Origin of the sequence: Pseudomonas sp. ANT_H4, assembly GCF_008369295.1 — a bacterium.
Classification (GTDB): Bacteria; Pseudomonadota; Gammaproteobacteria; order Pseudomonadales; family Pseudomonadaceae; genus Aquipseudomonas.
On sequence record NZ_VOBG01000007.1, the window covers coordinates 232,239 to 249,551 of the forward strand.

The 17,313-nt window shown below is 56.8% G+C and carries 21 protein-coding genes and 1 tRNA gene; 17 read left to right on the plus strand and 5 right to left on the minus strand.

Annotated features, from left to right (window positions below; translation table 11 throughout):
• Positions 1–30: 30 nt before the first annotated feature.
• The 5 genes from murI to hemA are packed head-to-tail and all read right to left on the minus strand — an operon-like array spanning position 31 to position 4,760.
• Positions 31–825 carry a glutamate racemase gene (gene murI / locus FQ182_RS11880; protein WP_149411744.1) on the minus strand — a complete coding sequence of 265 codons (795 nt, stop codon included), beginning with the start codon at positions 823–825 and terminating at the stop codon, positions 31–33.
• On the minus strand, positions 818–1,573 hold the full coding sequence (locus FQ182_RS11885) for a molybdopterin-synthase adenylyltransferase MoeB (RefSeq protein WP_149411745.1): 756 nt from the start codon (positions 1,571–1,573) through the stop codon (positions 818–820). The genes murI and FQ182_RS11885 overlap by 8 nt, the downstream gene beginning before the upstream one ends.
• The gene (gene prmC, locus FQ182_RS11890; RefSeq protein WP_149411746.1) at positions 1,567–2,397 is read right to left on the minus strand and encodes a peptide chain release factor N(5)-glutamine methyltransferase; all 831 of its coding nucleotides are present in this window, start codon (positions 2,395–2,397) and stop codon (positions 1,567–1,569) included. The genes FQ182_RS11885 and prmC overlap by 7 nt, the downstream gene beginning before the upstream one ends.
• A complete protein-coding gene (gene prfA / locus FQ182_RS11895; protein ID WP_133101953.1) occupies positions 2,398–3,480 on the minus strand; it encodes a peptide chain release factor 1 in 1,083 nt (360 codons plus the stop codon).
• Positions 3,477–4,760: a glutamyl-tRNA reductase gene (gene hemA / locus FQ182_RS11900; RefSeq protein WP_149411747.1), complete on the minus strand. Its 1,284-nt coding sequence runs from the start codon at positions 4,758–4,760 to the stop codon at positions 3,477–3,479. Before hemA ends, prfA begins: the two co-directional genes overlap by 4 nt.
• Before the next feature lie 274 nt (positions 4,761–5,034).
• Here hemA and FQ182_RS11905 point away from each other — a divergent pair, with 274 nt between their 5' ends.
• The 17 genes from FQ182_RS11905 to FQ182_RS11985 all read left to right on the plus strand — a co-directional run bounded on the left by FQ182_RS11905 (position 5,035) and on the right by FQ182_RS11985 (position 17,300).
• Positions 5,035–6,759 carry a tetratricopeptide repeat protein gene (locus FQ182_RS11905; RefSeq protein ID WP_149411748.1) on the plus strand — a complete coding sequence of 575 codons (1,725 nt, stop codon included), beginning with the start codon at positions 5,035–5,037 and terminating at the stop codon, positions 6,757–6,759.
• Positions 6,760–6,763: 4 nt separating this feature from the next.
• On the plus strand, positions 6,764–7,381 hold the full coding sequence (gene lolB, locus FQ182_RS11910) for a lipoprotein insertase outer membrane protein LolB (RefSeq protein ID WP_149411749.1): 618 nt from the start codon (positions 6,764–6,766) through the stop codon (positions 7,379–7,381).
• Between the two features lies 1 nt (position 7,382).
• Positions 7,383–8,234, plus strand: coding sequence for a 4-(cytidine 5'-diphospho)-2-C-methyl-D-erythritol kinase (gene ispE, locus FQ182_RS11915; protein ID WP_149411750.1), 852 nt, complete (start codon positions 7,383–7,385; stop codon positions 8,232–8,234).
• A 37-nt stretch (positions 8,235–8,271) separates the two neighbouring features.
• A tRNA-Gln gene (locus FQ182_RS11920) sits at positions 8,272–8,346 on the plus strand.
• Between the two features lie 46 nt (positions 8,347–8,392).
• Positions 8,393–9,334, plus strand: coding sequence for a ribose-phosphate pyrophosphokinase (locus tag FQ182_RS11925; RefSeq protein ID WP_003208392.1), 942 nt, complete (start codon positions 8,393–8,395; stop codon positions 9,332–9,334).
• 138 nt (positions 9,335–9,472) lie between these two features.
• On the plus strand, positions 9,473–10,072 hold the full coding sequence (locus FQ182_RS11930; RefSeq protein ID WP_149411751.1) for a 50S ribosomal protein L25/general stress protein Ctc: 600 nt from the start codon (positions 9,473–9,475) through the stop codon (positions 10,070–10,072).
• Between the two features lie 168 nt (positions 10,073–10,240).
• Positions 10,241–10,825, plus strand: a complete 585-nt coding sequence (gene pth, locus FQ182_RS11935; RefSeq protein WP_149411752.1) for an aminoacyl-tRNA hydrolase — start codon at positions 10,241–10,243, stop codon at positions 10,823–10,825.
• Positions 10,826–10,847: 22 nt separating this feature from the next.
• Positions 10,848–11,948, plus strand: coding sequence for a redox-regulated ATPase YchF (gene ychF, locus FQ182_RS11940; protein ID WP_149411753.1), 1,101 nt, complete (start codon positions 10,848–10,850; stop codon positions 11,946–11,948).
• Positions 11,949–12,394: 446 nt separating this feature from the next.
• Positions 12,395–13,318 carry a sigma 54-interacting transcriptional regulator gene (locus tag FQ182_RS11945; protein WP_149411754.1) on the plus strand — a complete coding sequence of 308 codons (924 nt, stop codon included), beginning with the start codon at positions 12,395–12,397 and terminating at the stop codon, positions 13,316–13,318.
• Between the two features lie 146 nt (positions 13,319–13,464).
• Positions 13,465–13,632 carry a glycine zipper domain-containing protein gene (locus tag FQ182_RS30895; RefSeq protein WP_371923875.1) on the plus strand — a complete coding sequence of 56 codons (168 nt, stop codon included), beginning with the start codon at positions 13,465–13,467 and terminating at the stop codon, positions 13,630–13,632.
• Positions 13,633–13,954: 322 nt separating this feature from the next.
• Positions 13,955–14,146 (plus strand): hypothetical protein, encoded by a 192-nt coding sequence (locus tag FQ182_RS11955; protein ID WP_149411756.1) that lies wholly within the window; start codon positions 13,955–13,957, stop codon positions 14,144–14,146.
• 113 nt (positions 14,147–14,259) lie between these two features.
• Positions 14,260–14,625, plus strand: a complete 366-nt coding sequence (locus FQ182_RS11960) for an EscI/YscI/HrpB family type III secretion system inner rod protein (RefSeq protein ID WP_149411757.1) — start codon at positions 14,260–14,262, stop codon at positions 14,623–14,625.
• Positions 14,626–14,632: 7 nt separating this feature from the next.
• Positions 14,633–15,457, plus strand: coding sequence for a type III secretion system inner membrane ring lipoprotein SctJ (gene sctJ, locus FQ182_RS11965; RefSeq protein WP_149411758.1), 825 nt, complete (start codon positions 14,633–14,635; stop codon positions 15,455–15,457).
• Complete coding sequence (locus tag FQ182_RS11970; protein ID WP_178114434.1) at positions 15,450–16,025, plus strand: type III secretion protein; 576 nt, start codon at positions 15,450–15,452, stop codon at positions 16,023–16,025. Before sctJ ends, FQ182_RS11970 begins: the two co-directional genes overlap by 8 nt.
• On the plus strand, positions 16,003–16,584 hold the full coding sequence (sctL, locus tag FQ182_RS11975) for a type III secretion system stator protein SctL (protein ID WP_149411759.1): 582 nt from the start codon (positions 16,003–16,005) through the stop codon (positions 16,582–16,584). The genes FQ182_RS11970 and sctL overlap by 23 nt, the downstream gene beginning before the upstream one ends.
• A gap of 106 nt (positions 16,585–16,690) precedes the next feature.
• Complete coding sequence (locus FQ182_RS11980) at positions 16,691–16,909, plus strand: hypothetical protein (protein ID WP_149411760.1); 219 nt, start codon at positions 16,691–16,693, stop codon at positions 16,907–16,909.
• Position 16,910: 1 nt separating this feature from the next.
• Positions 16,911–17,300, plus strand: coding sequence for a type III secretion system chaperone (locus FQ182_RS11985; RefSeq protein ID WP_149411761.1), 390 nt, complete (start codon positions 16,911–16,913; stop codon positions 17,298–17,300).
• The last annotated feature ends 13 nt before the right edge of the window (positions 17,301–17,313 follow it).

Below are 17,313 nucleotides of genomic sequence, written 5' to 3' on the forward strand. Positions count from 1 at the left end.
GTGCAAAAAGAACGTGACCTCACGAACTTTTCACAAGACAAAACTTCGTACAACACCTGAAGACTTCCATAGTGTTGGTAGGATTTTTCTCAGGTGTTCCGGATCACCACTCGTCCAGAATTGCGCCGTCCGAGGATTGCCCTCGGCCAACAATCCGCGCTCACCCAAAAGCCGCTGCAACTGACGTGCAACCGCCGCCCCGGTGTCGATCAGGATGATCGTGGGCGGTAGCAGTTGCGCCAACAGTGGCTTGAGAAAGGGATAGTGAGTGCAGCCCAGAATAATGGTGTCGCAACCAGCCTCGACCAGCGGTTCGACATAACCTTGCAACAGCAGGCGCAAGGCAGGGCTGCGCAGGTCGCCCGTTTCGATCAGCTCCACCAGACCCGGACACGGCTGGGTAATCACCCGCACATCGGTGGCAAAGCGGTCCAGCAACGCGGCGAACTTGGCGCTCTGCAGCGTGCCGGTGGTCGCCAGCACGCCGACCACGCCACTGCGGGTAGCCGCCGCAGCCGGTTTGACGGCGGGCTCCATGCCCACCAGCGGCCAATCGGGAAAATCCCGCCGCAGATCAGCGACAGCAGCCACGGTCGCGGTGTTGCACGCGATCACAAAGGCCTTGGCACCCTGCTCGCGGAAAAATCCGGCGATCAGCCGAGAGCGTTCGCGAATAAATTCCGGAGTTTTCTCGCCATAGGGAATGTGCCCGCAATCGGCCACGTACAGCAGTGACTCATGGGGCAACAGGCGCTGGATTTCGTCCAGCACCGACAGGCCGCCGACACCGGAGTCGAACACACCAATCGGCGCGTCCTTAACCATGTCGGGTACCGCAGACGCTGCAACCCGGATCGCGCTTGACCCGCAACTCACGAAAACGCGTGGTCAAGGCATCGATCAACAACAGCCGCCCTACCAGCGGCTCACCGAAACCGGCCAGCAGCTTCAGCGCTTCCAAGGCTTGCAGGCTGCCTACCAAACCCACCAGAGGGCCGATCACGCCGGCTTCGCTGCAAGTCAGTTCGGCTTCGCTGCCGTGCCCGTATAAACAGTGGTAACACGGACTTTCGGCGCGCCGGGGGTCGAACACCGAAAGCTGACCGTCCAGACGAATCGCCGCACCGCTGACCAGCGGTTTACCGGCAGCCACGCAGGCGGCATTTACCGCTTCGCGGGTGGAGAAATTGTCGGAGCAATCCAGCACCACGTCTACCGCAGCCACGGCGGCGGCCAGGGAATCGGCGTCCATAGCGGTGCGATGGGCGACCAATTGGATCTCGGGATTGATCGCGCCCAGGCGGCGGATGGCCGAATCGACTTTGGTAAGACCCACACTGTCGGTGTCGTGGATGATCTGGCGTTGCAGGTTGGTCAGGTCGACGGTGTCGAAATCCGCCAAATGCAGTTCACCAACGCCGGCTGCCGCGAGGTACAAGGCAACCGGTGCCCCCAGGCCGCCGAGGCCGACAATCAGCGCACGACTATTTTTCAGGCGCAACTGGCCGTCGATGTCAACATGCTGCAACAGAATCTGCCGGCTATAGCGCAACAGCTCCTGATCGGTCAGCACGGCCGGCGTCCCAGGCTGATGCGTTCATGGCCGCCGAGGTCGATGCGGCTCTGGACCTCTTCGAAGCCTTGCGCCAGCAACAGGTCGCGAACGGCCTGGGCCTGGTCATAACCATGCTCCAGCAGCAGCCAGCCGCCGGCATCCAGATGCACGGGTGCCTGAGCGATGATCAGGCGCAGGTCGTCCAAGCCATCGTGGCCGGCCACCAAGGCGCTGGCCGGCTCGAAACGCACATCACCGGCAGCCAAGTGCGGGTCGGTGTCGGCGATATACGGCGGGTTACTGATGATCAGGTCGTAGGTGTGATCTTTCAGGGCGCTGAACCAATGGCTGCTCAGCACCGTAGCGTTGTTCAGGTGCAGGCGCTGGCGATTACGCTCGGCGAGGGCCACTGCTTCGAGCACGCGGTCGACCGCAGTGATTTTCCAATCCGGACGCTCGCTGGCCAGAGCCAGGGCAATAGCACCACTGCCAGTGCCCAAGTCCAGGACATTGGCCGGCGTGGCGGGCAGTAATTCCAGGGCGGCTTCCACCAACATCTCGGTTTCCGGACGCGGGATCAGCGTGTGCGGTGCCACTTCCAGGTCCAGCTTCCAGAACCCTTGCTGGCCGAGGATATAGGCCACGGGCTCGCCGCTACGGCGGCGTTGCAGGTAGCTGGCGAAGGTCAGCGCGGCTTCGCTGCTGACGATCTTTTCCGGCCAGGTGTGCAGGTAGCTGCGAGACTTGCCCAGGGCCGCGGCCAGTAGCAATTCCACATCCAGGCGCGCAGTGGACGAGTCAGGCAACTCGGCGGCGCGTAACAAACTAGCAATAATGGTCATTTATTCACCTATCGCTGCCAGTTGGTCGGCCTGGTATTCGGCCAGTAACGGCTCGATCACCGCATCCACGCCACCGGCAAGAATTTCATCCAAGGAGTACAGGGTCAGGTTGACCCGGTGATCGGTAACCCGGCCCTGGGCAAAGTTGTAGGTACGGATGCGCTCGGAACGGTCACCGGAGCCCACCAGCAATTTGCGCTCGCTGGCAATCGCATTGGCGGCGGCGCTGGTCTGCTGGTCATTGAGCTTGGCCGACAGCCAGGACATCGCACGCGCTCGGTTCTTGTGCTGGGAACGTTCTTCCTGGCACTCCACCACAATGCCCGACGGCAAGTGGGTGATACGGATCGCCGAGTCGGTCTTGTTGACGTGCTGGCCGCCAGCACCCGATGAACGGTAGGTGTCGACACGCAAGTCCGCCGAGTTGATCTCGATGGCTTCCTGCTCGTCCGGCTCAGGCAACACCGCCACGGTGCAAGCCGATGTGTGAATGCGGCCCTGGGATTCAGTGGCCGGAACCCGCTGTACGCGGTGAGCGCCAGATTCGAATTTCAGCTTGCCGTAGACGTTGTCGCCTTCAATCCGGGCGATGACCTCTTTATAGCCGCCATGTTCACCGATGTTCTCGGACAAGATCTCGACACGCCAGCCGCGGCGTTCGGCATAGCGCGAATACATGCGAAACAGGTCCCCGGAGAAGATCGCCGCTTCGTCACCGCCAGTGCCGGCGCGGATTTCCAGGAATACGTTGCGCCCATCGTTGGGGTCCTTGGGCAGCAACATGCGTTGCAGGTCGCCTTCCAGTTCGATCAGCCTGTCCTTGGCTTCGCGCACTTCTTCAACGGCCATTTCGCGCATGTCCGGATCGCTGTCCTTGAGCAACGCCTGGGCGCCTTCGAGGTCAGCCTGAACCTTGAGCAGCTGTGTATAGATGGCCACAATGGGTTCAACTTCCGCGTATTCCTTGGAATAGGTGCGGAACTTGTTTTGATCGGAGATGACTTCGCCATCGCCGAGCAAGGCGGTCAGTTCCTCGAAACGATCCTGGATCATGTCCAGCTTATTGAGCAGTGACGCTTTCATTGCGGTTTTTTATCCGAAGCCGACGTGCCCTCATTGAGGGCAAAGAGTTCCTGGGCCATGGCCAGCGCATCGAGGCGGCCTTCGGCAGTCAGTTTTTTAAGCTGCACGCTTGGGGCGTGCAGCAATTTGTTGGTGAGGCCACGGGCCAGGTGCATCAGCACGTCTTCGGCGCTGCTGCCGTTGGCCAGCATGCGCTGGGCCTTGATCAATTCCTCATCCCGCAGGCGCTCGCCCTGCTGGCGGTAAGCCTTGAGCACATCGACGGCGGCCAGTTCACGCAGGCGCACCATGAAGTCATCGGCGCCGGCGCTGACCATTTCCTCAGCCGCCTGGGCTGCGCCCTGGCGGCTCTTGAGGTTTTCAGCGACCACTTCGTGGAGATCGTCGACGCTATAGAGGTAAACGTCGTCCAACTCGCCGACTTCAGGCTCGATATCCCGGGGAACGGCGATATCCACCATGAAGATCGGCTTGTGCTTGCGCAGCTTCAAAGCGCTCTCTACCGCGCCTTTACCGAGGATCGGCAACTGACTGGCGGTGGAACTGATCACGATGTCGCTGCGCACCAGTTCGGCGGGGATTTCCGAGAGCAACACCGCATGAGCGCCGAACTGCTCGGCGAGGATACTGGCACGTTCCAGGGTACGGTTGGCCACGACGATCCGCTTGACCCCCAGCTCATGCAGGTGGCGGGCGACCAGGGTGATAGTTTCGCCGGCGCCGATCAGCAGCGCCTGGCTGCGTTGCAAGTCGCTGAAGATCTGCTTGGCCAGGCTGACAGCGGCAAATGCCACGGAGACCGGGTTTTCGCCGATGGCGGTATCGGTGCGCACCTGTTTGGCCGAGTTAAACGTGGCCTGAAACAAACGCCCCAGCAGCGGGCCAATGGTCCCGGCTTCACGGGCCACGGCGTAGGCCGATTTCATCTGGCCGAGAATTTGCGGTTCGCCCAATACCAGCGAATCGAGCCCGGAGGCGACCCGCATCATGTGACGAACTGCCGCATCTTCTTCGTGCACATAAGCACTCGTGCGCAGCTCTTCAAGGCTCAAATGGTGGTAATCAGCCAGCCAGCGCAACACCACATCCACCGAAAGATGTTCCTGCTCTATATAGAGCTCGCTGCGATTGCAGGTGGAAAGGATCGCAGCTTCGCGGCTGTCAGTGAGCCGGCAGAGCTGCTGCAAGGCCTCAACCAACTGCTCCGGGGTAAACGCCACGCGCTCGCGGACGTCTACAGAAGCAGTCTTGTGGTTAATACCCAGAGCAAGGAAGGCCATTCAATATCGCTGATGATGTCGAGAGGCCGACAATTGTCCTACTTCGCCTGATTCAGAACAACCATTGCCGTCTATTGCCCTGGTAGCTTACGCCTATAAAAGGCCATCTGTGGAGCGTGCACGCTCGTGATGGTCGTTAACGATGACGCGGGCTTACTGAATAAAACGCGTTGCCCTCAGGTTCTTCGCGAGCAAGCTCGCGCCTACACGGTTATGTTTGGCCGAAGGCTTGTGTCATGATGATCCGACCGCAGGTTAGTCGTCCTCTTCCTATATGAATAGATCTTCCGCGTTGCTCCTTGCTTTTGTCTTCCTCAGCGGCTGCCAGGCCATGGCTCCCGTATCGCCGGACGGTTCGCCACCGGTAGAAGACAGCACTCCCACCCCTGAAAAGCCCAAGGTTTACTCCTCGTTCAGTGAAGAGACGGTATTCAGTCTGCTGAGTGCGGAGCTGGCCGGCCAGCGCAATCGTTTCGACATTGCCCTGGATAACTACGTGACCCAGGCCATCAATACCCAGGACCCAGGTATTTCCGAGCGGGCGTTTCGCATTGCCGAGTACCTGGGCGCCGACCAGGCCGCGTTGGACAGTGCGCTGATCTGGGCGAAAAACGCCCCGGACGACCTTGAAGCCCAACGTGCAGCGGCGATCCAACTGGCTCGCGCCGGGCGCTATGACGACTCCATGATCTATATGGAGAAAGTATTGCAGGGCAAGGGTGACACCCACTTCGACTTCCTCGCGCTGTCGGCTGCCGACACCGACCAGGACACTCGCACCGGCCTGATGAAGAGTTTCGACCGGCTGCTGCAAAAGCACCCGAAGAATGGCCAGCTGATTTTCGGCAAGGCCTTGTTGTTGCAACAGGATGACGAAGCCGAGGCCGCCTTGAAGCTGCTGGAGCGCAACCCACCGGAAGACGGTGAAGTCGCCCCACTGCTGCTGCGGGCGCGCCTGCTGCAAAACCTCAATCGCGGCAAGGAAGCCTTGCCGTTGCTGGAAAAAAGCATCAAGAAGTACCCGGACGACAAGCGCCTGCGCCTGACTTACGCCCGCATGTTGGTGGAGCAGGACCGCATGGAGGATGCCAAGGTAGAGTTCGCCAGCCTCGTCCAGCAATATCCGGATGATGACGAACTGCGCTACTCCCTGGCGCTGGTCTGCCTGGAGGCCAAGGCCTGGGATGAGGCCAAGGGCTACCTGGAAGACCTGATCGCCCGGGAAAGCCATGTCGACTCGGCGCACCTGAACCTGGGGCGTATCGCTGAAGAGCGCAACGACCCGCAAGGCGCGTTGATCGAGTACGCCCAGGTCGGCCCCGGCAATGACTACCTGCCAGCCCAATTGCGTCAGGCCGATATCCTGATGAACAACGGCCGCACCGATGAAGCGGAAAAACGTCTGACGGCGGCACGGGATGCAGAGCCGGACTACGCCATCCAGCTCTACCTGATCCAGGCAGAGACCTTGTCGGCCAACAATCAGGGCGATCGCGCCTGGAAAGTACTGCAGCAAGCACTGCTGCAATACCCCGACGACCTGAACCTTCTGTACACCCGCGCCATGCAAGCAGAAAAACGCAATGACCTGGCGCAGATGGAAAAAGACCTGCGCCTGATCATCAAGCGTGACCCGGACAACGCCATGGCACTGAACGCCCTGGGTTACACCTTGTCTGACCGTACAACGCGCTATGCCGAGGCCAAGGTCCTGATCGAGCAGGCTCACCAGCTCAACCCGGAAGATCCGGCCGTGCTCGACAGCCTGGGCTGGGTGAATTACCGCCTGGGCAACCTGGACGAAGCCGAACGCCTGCTGCGCCAAGCCCTTGAGCGATTCCCCGACCAGGAAGTCGCCGCTCACCTGGGCGAAGTGCTCTGGGCCAACGGCAAACAGCGCGAAGCCAGACAAATCTGGAAGAAGTTCCTCAAGGAACAACCCGAAAGCCCTATCCTGCGCAGCACCATCAAGCGCCTGACCGGATCCGAGACCCTTTAAGATTATGTTTTTGCGCCACGTCATCGTTTTCAGCTTTATCGCCCTGCTCGCCGGTTGCGCGGGTTTCGGCGCACGCGAGTCCGTCGAAGGCCAGGGCAACCTAGCACAGTGGCGACAGCACAAAGATCAACTGAACAGCCTCGACGGCTGGCAGATCAGCGGCAAGGTCGGGATTCGCGCACCGAAGGACTCGGGCAGTGGCACCCTGTTCTGGCTGCAACGCCAGGATTACTACGACATCCGACTTTCCGGCCCCCTGGGACGTGGCGCTGCACGCCTGACCGGCCGACCGGGGCAAGTGAGCCTCGAAGTCGCCAACCAGGGCCGCTATGAAGCGCCGAACCCCGAAGGTCTTCTGGAAGAACAACTGGGCTGGAAATTACCAGTGTCGCATCTGGTGTGGTGGGTTCGCGGGCTGCCCGCACCCGACAGCAAGAGCCGCTTGAGCCTCAATGGCGACAGCCGCCTGGCCACGCTGGAACAGGATGGCTGGCAGGTCGAGTACTTGAGCTATGTTGAACAGAACGGTTACTGGCTACCCGAGCGCATCAAACTGCATGGTACTGACCTTGACCTCACGCTGGTGATCAAGGACTGGCAACCACGCAAGCTGGGGCAATAACATGACGGCAAAGCGCCTGACCCTACCTGCTCCAGCCAAGCTCAACTTGATGCTGCACATTCTTGGTCGCCGTGAAGACGGTTACCACGAACTGCAGACGCTGTTTCAATTTCTTGACTACGGCGATGAGCTGACCTTCGTTGTACGCGATGATGGCGTGATTCAACTGCACACCGCATTCGAGGGAGTACCCCACGACAGCAACCTGATCGTGAAGGCAGCAAAAAAACTTCAGGAACAATCCGGCTGCGCGCTGGGCATTGATATCTGGATCGACAAGATCCTGCCCATGGGCGGCGGAATCGGCGGTGGCAGCTCCAACGCCGCCACCACCCTGCTCGGTCTGAACCACCTGTGGCAACTGGGCTGGGACGAGGATCGTCTGGCTACGCTGGGCCTGACACTGGGCGCAGACGTCCCGGTTTTCGTCCGTGGACACGCCGCTTTTGCCGAGGGAGTGGGGGAAAAACTCACCCCTGTAGACCCCGAAGAACCTTGGTATGTCGTGCTTGTTCCGCAAGTATCTGTAAGTACAGCAGAAATTTTTTCAGATCCACTGTTGACACGTAACTCTCCTCCCATTAAAGTGCGCCCCGTTCCCAAGGGAAACAGTCGGAATGACTGCTTACCGGTTGTAGCAAGGCGTTACCCAGATGTACGTAACGCTTTGAATTTGTTAGGTAAATTTACCGAAGCAAAATTAACCGGAACTGGAAGTTGTGTGTTTGGGGGCTTCCCAAACAAAGCTGAAGCTGATAAAGTCTCGGCCCTTCTTACAGAGACCCTTACAGGGTTTGTAGCAAAAGGAAGCAACGTTTCGATGTTGCATCGCAAGCTGCAAAGTCTGCTCTAAAAGGAACCGAGTGCTGGGCACTCGTTGCAACAAATACAGGGGCGTCGCCAAGCGGTAAGGCAGCAGGTTTTGATCCTGCCATGCGTTGGTTCGAATCCAGCCGCCCCTGCCATTTTCGTATACTCATCCAGGTTACCCTCAGCCTTCAGGTACTGCGCGTGTCCAAGATGATGGTCTTTACGGGGAACGCCAACCCCGATCTGGCTCGGCGTGTTGTACGTCAGCTGCATATCCCTCTCGGTGACATCTCTGTCGGTAAATTCTCCGACGGCGAAATTACAGCCGAGATCAATGAAAACGTCCGCGGTAAAGATGTCTTCATTATTCAGCCGACTTGCGCTCCGACCAACGATAACCTGATGGAACTCGTCGTGATGGCTGATGCCTTCCGCCGCTCCTCAGCGACTCGAATCACAGCTGTAATCCCTTACTTTGGTTATGCCCGTCAGGATCGCCGTCCGCGTTCCGCACGTGTGGCTATCAGCGCGAAAGTCGTTGCTGACATGCTGACCGTGGTAGGCATCGACCGTGTTCTCACGGTTGACCTGCACGCTGACCAAATCCAGGGGTTCTTCGATATTCCAGTAGATAACATCTACGGCTCCCCCGTCCTGGTGGATGACATCGAAGACCAGCGCTTTGAAAATCTGATGATCGTGTCCCCGGACATTGGCGGCGTCGTGCGTGCACGTGCTGTTGCCAAGTCCCTGGGCGTGGATCTCGGGATCATCGACAAACGCCGTGAGAAAGCCAATCACTCTGAAGTGATGCATATCATCGGTGATGTCGAAGGGCGCACCTGTATTCTGGTCGATGACATGGTCGACACCGCCGGCACCCTGTGCCACGCGGCGAAAGCCTTGAAAGAGCACGGTGCAGCCAAAGTCTTTGCCTACTGCACACACCCTGTGCTGTCGGGTCGGGCGATCGAGAACATCGAGAACTCAATGCTGGACGAACTGGTGGTGACCAACACCATCCCGTTGTCCGCTGCTGCTCAAGCCTGTTCGCGTATCCGTCAACTGGATATCGCACCGGTAGTTGCCGAGGCGGTTCGCCGCATCAGCAACGAAGAATCGATCAGTGCGATGTTCCGTTAAGGGTCAACCCTTGGCGTCATCCCACTGACGAAAAGCGCCCCGCCCCAGCATATTGTTGGGGCGGGGCTTTTTTGCCCATATCGCCTTTAGCGCTGGTCGCAAACGCTGGGGCGAATGTGGTTATTTTGGAGATACAACATGAACGATTTTACTCTGAATGCTGAAGTGCGATCTGACCTGGGGAAAGGTGCGAGCCGCCGCCTGCGTCGTCTCGCAAGCCTGGTTCCAGCTGTAGTTTACGGTGGCGAAAAAGCCCCTGAATCCATCAGCATGCAAGCTAAAGAAGTTGCCAAACTGCTGGAAAACGAAGCCTCGTACAGCCACATCATCGAGCTGAACATCGGCGGCAAAAAGCAGAACGTCATCATCAAGGCACTGCAACGTCACCCAGCTAAAGGCCACGTGCTGCATGCTGACTTCGTACGCGTTGTAGCCGGTCAGAAACTGACCGCTATCGTGGCTGTACACTTCGTTGGCGAAGCTGACCCGATCAAGAAAGGCGGCGAAATTTCGCACGTTACCGCTGAGATCGAAGTGACCTGCCTGCCGAAAGATTTGCCTGAATTCATCGAAGTCGACCTGTCGAACGCTGAAATCGGTGACATCATTCACCTGTCCGACCTCAAAGCCCCTAAAGGCGTTGAGTTTGTTGCTCTGGCTCACGGCAATGACAAAGCCATTGCAAACGTTCACGCTCCACGCGTTGCTCCAGAAGCTGAAGAAGCCGCTGCAGAGTAATTCACTCTGTAACGTAGGAGCTGGAGGAAGCATCGCGGACCGAAACGTAGCGAGAAAGCGGGCGAGAACGCGAAGTTTACTTTTGAGTAAATGAGTTCTTGTCGTCCACTTTCGCCGCACGTTGGTTGCAGCGATGTTATCCACAACTCCAAAGGAAGGGCCCCTGTCGTGACTGCCATTAAACTGATCGTTGGCCTGGGAAATCCAGGCGCAGAATACGAACAGACCCGGCATAACGCGGGGGCCCTTTTTGTTGAGCGCATCGCCCACGCCCAAGGTGTAAACCTGGTGGCCGATCGCAAATATTTTGGCCTGACCGGACGCCTCTCGCATCAAGGTCAGGATGTTCGTCTGCTGATACCCACCACCTACATGAACCGCAGCGGCCAAGCCGTCGCGGCACTTGCGGGTTTCTTCCGGATAAAACCCGAAGAAATCCTGGTGGCCCATGACGAATTGGACTTGCCACCCGGTGTTGCCAAGCTCAAGCAAGGCGGCGGGCATGGCGGTCATAACGGCCTGCGAGACATCATCGCGCAGTTGGGCAATCAGAATACCTTTTACCGTCTGCGGCTTGGCATTGGCCACCCAGGCGTCGCCAGTATGGTTTCAAACTTCGTCCTGGGTCGTGCGCCACGCGCCGAACAGGAAAAACTCGATGCCAGCATCGATTTTGCCCTCGGCGTGCTGCCGGATATCTTCGCCGGGGAATGGAACCGTGCGATGAAAAACCTGCACAGCCAGAAGGCCTGACTCTTATCCAAGGGGAAACACCATGGGATTCAATTGCGGCATCGTCGGCCTGCCCAACGTCGGCAAGTCCACCCTGTTCAACGCCCTGACCAAATCCGGTATTGCGGCGGAGAACTTCCCCTTCTGCACCATCGAACCCAACACCGGTATCGTGCCGATGCCCGACGCACGCCTGGAAGCACTGGCGGTCATCGTCAATCCCAAGCGCATCCTGCCGACCACCATGGAATTCGTCGACATCGCAGGCCTGGTGGCCGGCGCGTCGAAAGGTGAAGGCCTGGGCAACAAGTTCCTTGCCAACATCCGCGAGACCGACGCCATCGCCCACGTGGTCCGCTGCTTCGAAGACGAGAACGTGATTCACGTCTCCAACAGCGTCGACCCGAAACGCGACATCGAGATCATCGACCTGGAACTGATCTTTGCCGACCTCGACAGCTGCGAGAAGCAACTGCAAAAGGTCACTCGCAACGCCAAGGGCGGCGACAAGGATGCTGTGGTTCAGAAGGCTCTGCTGGAGCAACTGATCGCTCACTTCACTGAGGGCAAGCCAGCACGTAGCCTGATGAAAAGCATGAACACCGACGAAAAGGCGGTGATTCGTGGTTTTCACCTGCTGACCACCAAGCCTGTCATGTACATCGCCAATGTGGCTGAAGACGGCTTCGAGAACAACCCGTTGCTCGACGTGGTCATGGCCATTGCCAAAGAAGAAGGCGCCATTGTCGTACCGGTCTGCAACAAGATCGAAGCGGAAATCGCCGAGCTTGATGACGGCGAAGAAAAAGACATGTTCCTTGAGGCCCTGGGCCTGGAAGAGCCTGGCCTGAACCGTGTGATCCGCGCCGGCTACGAAATGCTGCACCTGCAGACTTACTTCACCGCTGGTGTTGAAGAAGTCCGCGCATGGACCGTCAAAGTCGGTGCCACCGCACCACAAGCCGCTGGCGTGATCCACACCGACTTCGAAAAAGGTTTTATCCGCGCCGAAGTCATCGCCTACAACGACTTCATCCAGTTCAAGGGTGAAGCCGGTGCCAAGGAAGCAGGTAAATGGCGCCTGGAAGGCAAGGAATACATCGTCAAGGATGGCGACGTGATGCACTTCCGTTTCAACGTCTAAACCCTGGCGCAGAACAAAAAGCCGATGCAATGCATCGGCTTTTTTGTGGGCGCCTGACCGATATCCTACCTGCCAGAAAGAATCCAACTGGCACGCGCAATGACACAATAAAATGTAACAATTTGGCAACTCCACTAAATACATAAGACCCCACCAACACAACGCTGCCTAAAAATCACTAATTCCTCACCATCTAAAAAAAACCAAAAATTCCAGACTACTCCTACCTCCAATAACGATTTAAAACAGCCACTGCACTTGAATATTTATTATTTTTAGCTTCCACTCCGCAGCTCAGTCGATAAGCATTAAAACTCACCATTTATCACCAATGACAACGGTATAGACTTGCGTTCTACTGCCTTTAAGAAAATGACCAAGCGGCTCAAGTTAGTTGAACTCGTAATAGGTCTGACAGAGGCAATAAATATGTTGCAGCAAGAGTGATGTCGGCATCCCACAAGATCAACGACAATAACCTTCCCCCTCTAATTGAATGCCCGGGTCTGGAAGCCACAATCAGGAATACTGCGACACTAAATGTCGACATTTTGTTACTTGGAGAAACTGGAACCGGCAAGGACACCCTGGCTGAAAGAGTTCATCGCTTATCCGGGCGCAGGGGCAACTTTGTTGCAATCAATTGTGCGGCGATCCCGGAAACACTCGCCGAAAGTCAGTTGTTCGGCGTCACCAATGGTGCATTCACCGGCGCGGTGCAATCACGAGCTGGCTTTATCGAAGCGGCACATTTGGGAACCTTATACCTCGATGAAATAGACAGCATGCCCCTGGTTCTACAGGCCAAATTACTACGAGTATTGGAATCAAGGGGTGTCGAACGACTGGGGTCAACCAAGTTTATTGCCGTGGACATGCGGGTGATCGCCTCGGCACAACAATCTCTGCATGAGATGGTCGAGCAAGGCCTATTCAGGCGGGATTTGTATTTTCGTCTCAACGTCGTCGCCATTAACCTGCCAGCCTTGCGCGAGCGCCGGGAGCGTATCATCCCGTTATTCCTGAATATGATTGAGCGCGAAGCCCAGCATTTCCAATTTCCCGCCCCCATTCCCCCAAGCGTCCTGCTCCAGCAACTGCTCTGCCATTCGTGGCCAGGTAATGTCCGCGAACTGGGTTCGGCTGCCAAACGCTTTGTTCTCGGCTTGCCTGCGATTCCAACCCAAGGGAATGAATATCAAGGGGTCACAATGAACCTCAAGGAACGATTACAACAAATAGAGAAAGTACTGATCGAAGACTCCCTGCGGCGCCACCGGCGCAGCATTGATACGGTCGCACTTGAATTGGGGATGGCCAGGCGGACGCTTTATCACCGGATGAAACAACTGGAAATACCCACTCATTGAGTTGATGGAACCAGAGAGCCGAAATTACCACTTATTGTGCAAGCCAGCTCCAATTGGCTTGACTGGACTTGTGAATCCATAGCTAACATGAAACTTTAGCACTCCAGGAGATTAACAATATGACTAGCGGTATAACGCAACTTCCGATGCAGTTAATCCAAACCGCTGCACCTATAGCAGGTACAGCCGCAGGAGCGGCGCTGGGCACTGCTGTAGGTGGCCCCCTCGGCAGTATGGTGGGCGGCGCTATCGGTGGCGTCGTGGGGCAAGCAGCCAGCAGCCTCCTTGAACAACAGAGACCCTTGAGCTATTGATGAAGGTTGAGTAGTCGTCAATGCAGTGGAGTATTTTGTTGTACAGAAAATGATAATCGACGACCCACAATCAGAATCTTGACTCATTAGCCGAATGTTGCGCACCAGAACTTACCGATGATTCTGTATCACGGATACATTCCATGCTCTTGATTTATGCACTGGCAGACAGCCCCGTCGCAAACAATACGTGACCTACGGGGCACCGTCGAAAGCGTGGTGCATTCAAGCGCATTGAAATACTCACAACATACTCCTCCTATAACAGATCAGAAATTGAATAGAGGTATACACCATGTCATATGGCTTGAATAGCAACCTAATGTCTAACTATGTCAACTATAACACCAACCTTGCGGGCTCCGGCTCGAGTGCAGCAGGTGCTGGCGGGGACGTCGGGGATCAGCAAGAGGCGGCCAGGAAGGCGCTTGCAGAAAAACGCGGCTGGCAGCGTATTGCAGCTGAGGATTTTGCTGCAGGAATCGATGTTCCAAAATCCATAAGGATCAGTTAACTCTACTGCCTCCTCCCCCCGAATAGAGGGAAAGGAGGCAGTTCAAAAACAATTCACTCCTATTTTAAATCAACTCGCCAGTTGATCACCCATCAATTTGGAGAAAGGAATTTATGCTCGGAAATATCAAAATTTTTTCGTCGAGCGACCCCCTCCATAACTCTACTGGCGGACCAGAATTATCCTCGTCAGCCACAGACATCAACTTTTTCAATGCGCGCTTAACCAGCGACAAACTGCCAGCCACGAGTATGAGCACAGCCATGGCTCCCAACCTTCTGTCAGAACAGTCGAATCAGCTGATTGGGCTGAGATCACAGGTGGCTCGCAGCCTTCGAGAGATCAGTCGAGGCTCCAACCCCTCGGCGCTACGCGATTACGGCAGCCAACTTTCCGACGCTCAACTACAGACCGTTCTGACGGTCAAGACTCTCAATAAAGCCGTACAAGCTCTCGAAAAACTGACCAACCTGCAATAGGAAGAACATGGCCCGCCCTCTGATTGCCACTGTACTTTTGTCATTGATGTTAATGCTGGGTGGATGCGGCGAAAGTGTGGAGCTTCATCGCCAGCTCTCAGAGCAGGAAGCCAACGAAGTCATTGCCGAGTTGGCGGACAAACAGATCCGCGCCCAGAAAGCCCCGGCCAAAGATGGGGTCGTTGTCCGTGTTGCAACTGATGACATCAGCCGCGCTGTCCGCACGCTGGAAGCAGCCGGCCTGCCACGAACCGCACGCTCGACACTGGGTGATATTTTTCGTAAGGAAGGTGTCATCTCCACCCCACTGGAAGAGCGCGCCCGCTACATCTACGCCTTGTCCCAGGAGCTGGAAGCCACCTTGTCCAATATCGACGGGGTAATCGTCGCCCGCGTTCATGTGGTGCTGCCTGAACGGGTTGCACCGGGAGAACCGGTACAACCGGCATCCGCCTCAGTATTTATCAAACATGATCCGCGACTTGAGCCTGACAATATCCGTCCCCGCGTTCGCAGGATGGTGGCCAGCAGTATTCCCGGCATGTCGACCGCAGTAGATAACCCACAAAAACTCACCGTAGTGTTTGTCCCCGCGACCGTTTATCAGGAGCAAAGACGCTTGATCTATTTCGGTCCCTTCCTGGTACCCAGTGAGGATCTGCGATTTTGGCAAAACAGCCTGACGGTATCATTGTTCAGCCTTTTACTTGCCGGTATCGCCGCGTTTTTCTGGTTTAAACGCAACTCACGAGCGCGGGGTTATCTGGCCAGTGATCCGACGCATTCACCAGCGCCTGCCCACACCTCGATGAACCCATCGCCTTATGAGTGACGCACAAACCTGGGCGCAATGGTGGGCCTATCCCTGGACAGTCTCATCACCCGAATGGGGAGTTCCAGGCGCCTTGAAACCCCTCTATCGCAGCCAGCACTGGCTGCTCGGCAAAAAACTCTCCATTGCCCCGTGCCTTCCCACTCCCCCCAACTTGGCACTGCTGCGGCTTATATATGGATCGCCAGGCCAACGAGAGTTGATGCTTGCGTTGATTGAAAGTATTTGCCACCCCAAGTCCAGCAGCCAGTTGAGCGAAGAACACCAACTCTGGTGTCAGCGACTTGCAAAGGCATTGCCTCCCTGCTCGCCGCTTTCAGAGGAGCAAGATCCGCTGCGACTGTTACGGGAGTGGGTCCCGCTCCCCACCTGGCAGCGACTCCGCCTCAGTTTCCCCCGTCAACGAGTGATTGAGTTGGAACAGATCCCGTGGCTATCCGACGCCCATGGCAGGCTCGACACCCTCTGGCAAGCAGCCATCTGGCGCGCCACCTCAATGGAAAGCGCTGAGACCCATCAGTATCAATCATGGGAGCATTCAATCAATGCTTTGTCATCGCAAGATTGAGCTGCATAACGGCACGCAAGGCCTGCCGCAAACATTGATTCCTCAAGAAACCCTCATACATTGTGGCCAGGCCTCTCGGTTGCTGGCACGCGCGCAGACGCAAGTGCGCGAACTGCTGCAACAGGCCAAGCAGCAGCGTGCAGAACTGCTGGAGCAGGCTCTGCAGGCGTTCAGGACGAATGCCGAGGCCCAGCTCAGTCAGCTGAAAATCGAACACCAAAAAATGTGCGATGGCCTGGAACAGAGTGCCACATCGCTCGTCAACCAGGCGCTACGCTGCCTACTGGAAGAGACCCCGCCTGCGCAACGTCTCGCGGCCCTGCTCAAACAACTCCTGGCAACCCAACTGCCCCCGGTCAAGGCGACGCTGTTGTGCCACCCCCTGGACCGCGAACCTGTCGAATCGTGGCTGAGCGGCCATGAAGAGCTCCCCTGGAGTCTTCGGATCGGCGACACGCCGAGTGCTCAAACATTAGTGCTGAAAACGGAGGAAGGGGACTTTTGCGTCGATTGGAACTCGATCCTTGAAACGCTCATGACTCCTGAGAAAGACGGATAGCTTGATGTGTCGCAAGTATTTCATTTTTTGCAGCCAAGGTGCTCCATCGTGGAACTGACGCCAAGGCAAGGACCACTGAGGAGGGAAATCCAAAAGGGGACAGTTGATGAGTTTCTATGACGGCATACAAAGCAGGCTTGACAGCCAAATGAAAAAAACCACAAAGCAACTCGACGAACTTCTTCGCAATCCGGACCCATTCTTTTCGGATGACGTCGATTTTTTCGAAACCAAAATGGAAATTGCCCAGGCTCATTTCGCGAGGTCAGAACATACCCGAATCAGGCATGAGTTGAGGAAGTCCGTTCTTGATGGAATGCAATGAAATGAGCGATCTGCTTGCTCGCTGGCTGGAAGGCAGCGACCAACAGATCGCATTGTACGAAGGCGACGACTCGATCGACCTGCGGCGTTGCGAAAGCAATCTGCTGTTAAGCGTTCAGCTTACCCTTGCCCCTCCCGATAACCCCCAGCAGGAAATCTGGATGCGTCAGGGGCAAGCCAACCTGGAGTACTTTCAAGGTTCCCTGGCCCAATCACCTGAAAGCCGCCATCTCTGGCTACTTCAGAGATTGCCCGGTAACTGTTGCCGGGATCAGCTATTGGCAAGTCTCGAAACCCTGCTCAACCAACGCGATACCTGGCGCTCTATGGTCGAGTGCCGCCGGAGTGCCCCGAAGTGCATGCCCTCATCGCTGCGCTTGCTTTCGCACTAACCAGAGAATCTCT